General features: G+C 56.9%; 4 protein-coding genes. 1 reads left to right on the top strand and 3 read right to left on the bottom strand.

Translation table 11 applies throughout. The features are described from left to right. The coding region (locus tag HR9077_RS17120; RefSeq protein ID WP_136066684.1) for an integrase core domain-containing protein at positions 1 to 200 on the top strand (200 nt) is incomplete at its 5' end. Positions 201 to 460: 260 nt separating this feature from the next. Here the strand turns inward: HR9077_RS17120 and HR9077_RS17115 are convergent. The 3 genes from HR9077_RS17115 to HR9077_RS22240 all read right to left on the bottom strand — a co-directional run. After that, positions 461 to 1,567: a T6SS immunity protein Tli4 family protein gene (locus tag HR9077_RS17115; protein WP_136068474.1), complete on the bottom strand. Its 1,107-nt coding sequence runs from the start codon at positions 1,565 to 1,567 to the stop codon at positions 461 to 463. 20 nt (positions 1,568 to 1,587) lie between these two features. Further along, positions 1,588 to 3,165, bottom strand: a complete 1,578-nt coding sequence (locus HR9077_RS17110) for an esterase/lipase family protein (RefSeq protein ID WP_136068472.1) — start codon at positions 3,163 to 3,165, stop codon at positions 1,588 to 1,590. Further along, positions 3,162 to 3,511 (bottom strand): DUF2345 domain-containing protein (locus HR9077_RS22240; protein ID WP_244613324.1); only part of this gene is annotated, 350 nt, incomplete at its 5' end. The genes HR9077_RS17110 and HR9077_RS22240, both read right to left, overlap by 4 nt.

Here is a 3,511-nt window from a genome sequence, read left to right as displayed (position 1 = left end):
CGGGCAAGCCGACGCAGAATGCGTTCATCGAGAGCTTCAACGGCAAGTTCCGAGACGGCTGTCTCAATCAGCACTGGTTCTTGAGCCTGGCGGATGCACGACACGAAATCACACAATGGAGAACCCATTACAACCATGTCAGACCGCACAGCTCGCTGGGCTACTTGCCACCAATAGCGTATGCCGAGCAGTGCGCATGAAGCAGCGGTTTCTCACATTGGTAGTGGACCTAAACCAGGGGGAAGGTCAGGCTGGCTCGTGCTCGGTGGCGACGGCCAGGCTCTCACGGGCCTGGGACACCCCCATGCTTCCGGAGCGCTCCGGGACGGTCCCATCGGCTCATCTGCGTCACTGATGGCGGGATGGCGGGATGGCGGGATGGCGAGAGGGGGCGACAAGATCGAAAAACGGCTCCTTCAAGGGCATGAAGGGGCCGTTGATGTCATGCCGACGAGTCAGGTCAAAAGGCGTCGGGGCGGGGCTTGAATGTCCGCGTGATCGCATCCCATAGTCCCACTGCCTCGGCATCGGTTAGCGAGGCTTTGTCAAGAGCGGGGTGATCTTCATCGTGAGCAAACTGGCCGTTGCGCAGAGAAATATCAACATAGGGAGTGCCGGGCGAGCCTATCCGGCTATTAGCTTCGAGATTGAAATAATTGCCTTTGACGTTTTCGTCAGTCGTGCCTGCACTGAGCCATTCTTCCGCCTGATCTATACCATCGAGATCCACTTCACCTTTTCTCAAAACTGAGAAATTTTGATCATTGGCTAATGCCCGTTCAGCCTGATCGGTACGATCCAACAAAGTGTCTTCTTCAGCAATGGTGCTATCCGTGTAGAAATGAATGTAGACATCCCGGTTTTTGTTATCTGAAAATCTCATTCCAATCTGTTCCTTGCGTGTCGGTACCGCCGCCCCGGGAATCGCCTGATCGGCACCGCCGGCCAGAAAGCCGTGTTCGAAACACAGGCCAGGGCGTTCGGGAATCTCCCCCGCCTTCCGGGGCGACAGGTGGTTCAACAAGTATTCGACCTGTTTAAGACGTTCGGATTTATTGCTTTCAAGGTAGGCCCGATGCTTACTGTTCTTTTCATCGCTGAGATCGATGGCATCGATTTCGATACTGAACATGGTCAGCCCTACAAATCGATAACCCTCTAGAGTTCTAGCAGAATCATAAGTGCCTTGGCTTTCGTTACGATCGAAAATGACGATGTCATCATGACGAATGATATTTTTCAGGAATGGCGCGTCTCGTGCGTCAACAGGATGTTCCTGTAATGCTTTTTGACGTTTTTCGATAAAGCGCTCGAACATCTGCCGGCTATTGGGCGTGGCACTGATTTTGGCTTCATTGACGGTCAGACTGCTGAAGCGCGGTGCCAGTTGCGAAGGCATATCGACCTGAAAACGGCCAATGCAAACCGGCGCTTGCGTTTCGGTATAGGCCTCGACGGTCTGGCGTTCCTGATCGTTCATCTCGGGGACTCCCTGTTCCGGTGCGCCACACGCCGTGGCCAGCAGTAATAGTCCGCTAATGAGCGGTGCTCGCAATTGCGTGATCATCTGTGACGTCCTGTATGCCTTCATTCCCATTGCTCGGCAATCTCGAGAAGCGAGGCCAGCGTGAACCAGCGTGCGGCCTCCTGGTTGTAGGCTGGCTCGTGCTCGGTGGCGATGGCCAGGCTCTCCCGTGCTTGGGACACCCCCCTACTGCCGGAGCGCACGGGAACGGTCCCATCGCCAGGCTCATCCGCGTCACTGATGGTGTATTGGCAAAAGCGCGGGCGGCCACGCGAATCGTGCTCGGCAATCATCCGGCGTTCGCCATATTGATTCATCATTCTTGCGCTCATCAGGGTGTCAGAGCCATAGCTGACCTCTCCTCCACGCCAGGTGACAGTGCCATAGCTGGGGTGGGCATCGCTATCCGAATAAAACAGATAGGTATTGGTATGAAATTTTCCCTGAGTGTCAGCATGGAACTTTGCTACATCATGGGAGACCAATTTAGCGTAAGACTCCCATGCTTCATGCAATTCCCGTTGCCGGTCAGGCGCGCCCAGCCCCAGCTCCGGCATGGCCAACGCCTCGTCCATCATGCCCCACCAGTGTTCGCGTTCGAGATAGATGTCGGTGTAAGGGTCGTTAGCCGTCGGCAGCGTCAATGCCGACTCTCCTTGCTTTTCGATACGCAGCCAGCCGCTGCCATATTCCGGCGTCGGCACCAGCTGCAGCGGACCCGGGGCCTGCGCCAGCACCGCTGTCATCTCGCGTGACGAGGCCCCCAACACCTGGCTGGTGGCCCACGATGATGGACTGAACGCCTGGCTTTCAGTGCCGGATTTCATCCGTCGGTAGAACACCGCCGCGCCCGTGGTGGGCATGACGCCATGGACGATGCCCAGCAGGTTGGCGTTACCCCCGGAAACCTCCGAATAGTACCGCGCGACCAAGCCACCCATGGAGTGGGTGATGAGAATGGCTTGCTTACACCTCATGCGTGCCTTGTGATAGCCGGCGATGATCTCATCGACTCGTTGGGCCAGTGCGGCCGCCGAATCCGAATTGGACTGCAACCAGTTATAGCCGCAGGCATGGACCGGAAAGTTGAAGCGCCCCAAGGTCTGGGCGTTGCGTTTGGCTCGCGCCTGGGCTTGTTCCTCGCTCAGGCCTCGGGTCCCGATATAGTGGCGAGTCAGGTTGCTCTCGAGCGTGCTGAACGCGCTGTTGGCTTCGATATTGAGCTGGTTTTCGAGCCACGCCAGAAAGTTGCCGTAGGACATGTTCGCCACTTCGCCCCAGCCGCGCTCTCGAAGTAGCTCATCCGTCGGAATCGTGTCTCCGCTCCGATGATCGATATAGCGACGTGCGATGTCTTGTGAGACGTCCCCCTCAGAGTCGACAACGGTTTGCGTGGGATTAAGTATACGTTTTCTGGCTTGAGCGCCTTTGATCAGCCACGGCGAAGCGCTCAACTGGCTATCAAGACGCCATGTATCGTCTGACTGAGTATTTACCAGATTACTCCCCATCACACCCGGTACGAAAACGATGGGGATGACGCCTTCATGCACGATCACCGGGGTGACATGGTTTTCCGCACTGGGGCGCATGAAGCTGGTGGCCATATCGTAGATGTCGTAGATATCGTACTGACTCATTCCCGCTGTCCCCGGAAGTGAATGGTCATCCCTTCGACGAATTCGCTTTTCTGAACCTGGGTGTCGCCCTGGGCATCCGTCGTACCGGTATGGATGACCTTGCCATGGCGGAGCAACTCGAAGGCCACATTAGGGAGAGGCGTTCCATCGGGGCGCGTGGCTTTGTACGTTTCCTGATAGGCGGTGGTCGGGAAATCATTGAAGGTGTGCGACATGCTGGTCGGCCCCCCAAAATTCTTCGTCGCCCCCTTGACGGTGACCTTGCCGGGCGCATGCAGCTCGATATTGCCGCCCTTGATGCGCACGTAGGCGCCGCCGCTGACCAGCAGGATCTCCTCGGCGGCAG

This window comes from Modicisalibacter radicis, from assembly GCF_900961225.1.
Lineage (GTDB): Bacteria > Pseudomonadota > Gammaproteobacteria > Pseudomonadales > Halomonadaceae > Modicisalibacter.
This window is presented reverse-complemented; position numbering and strand designations above follow the sequence as displayed.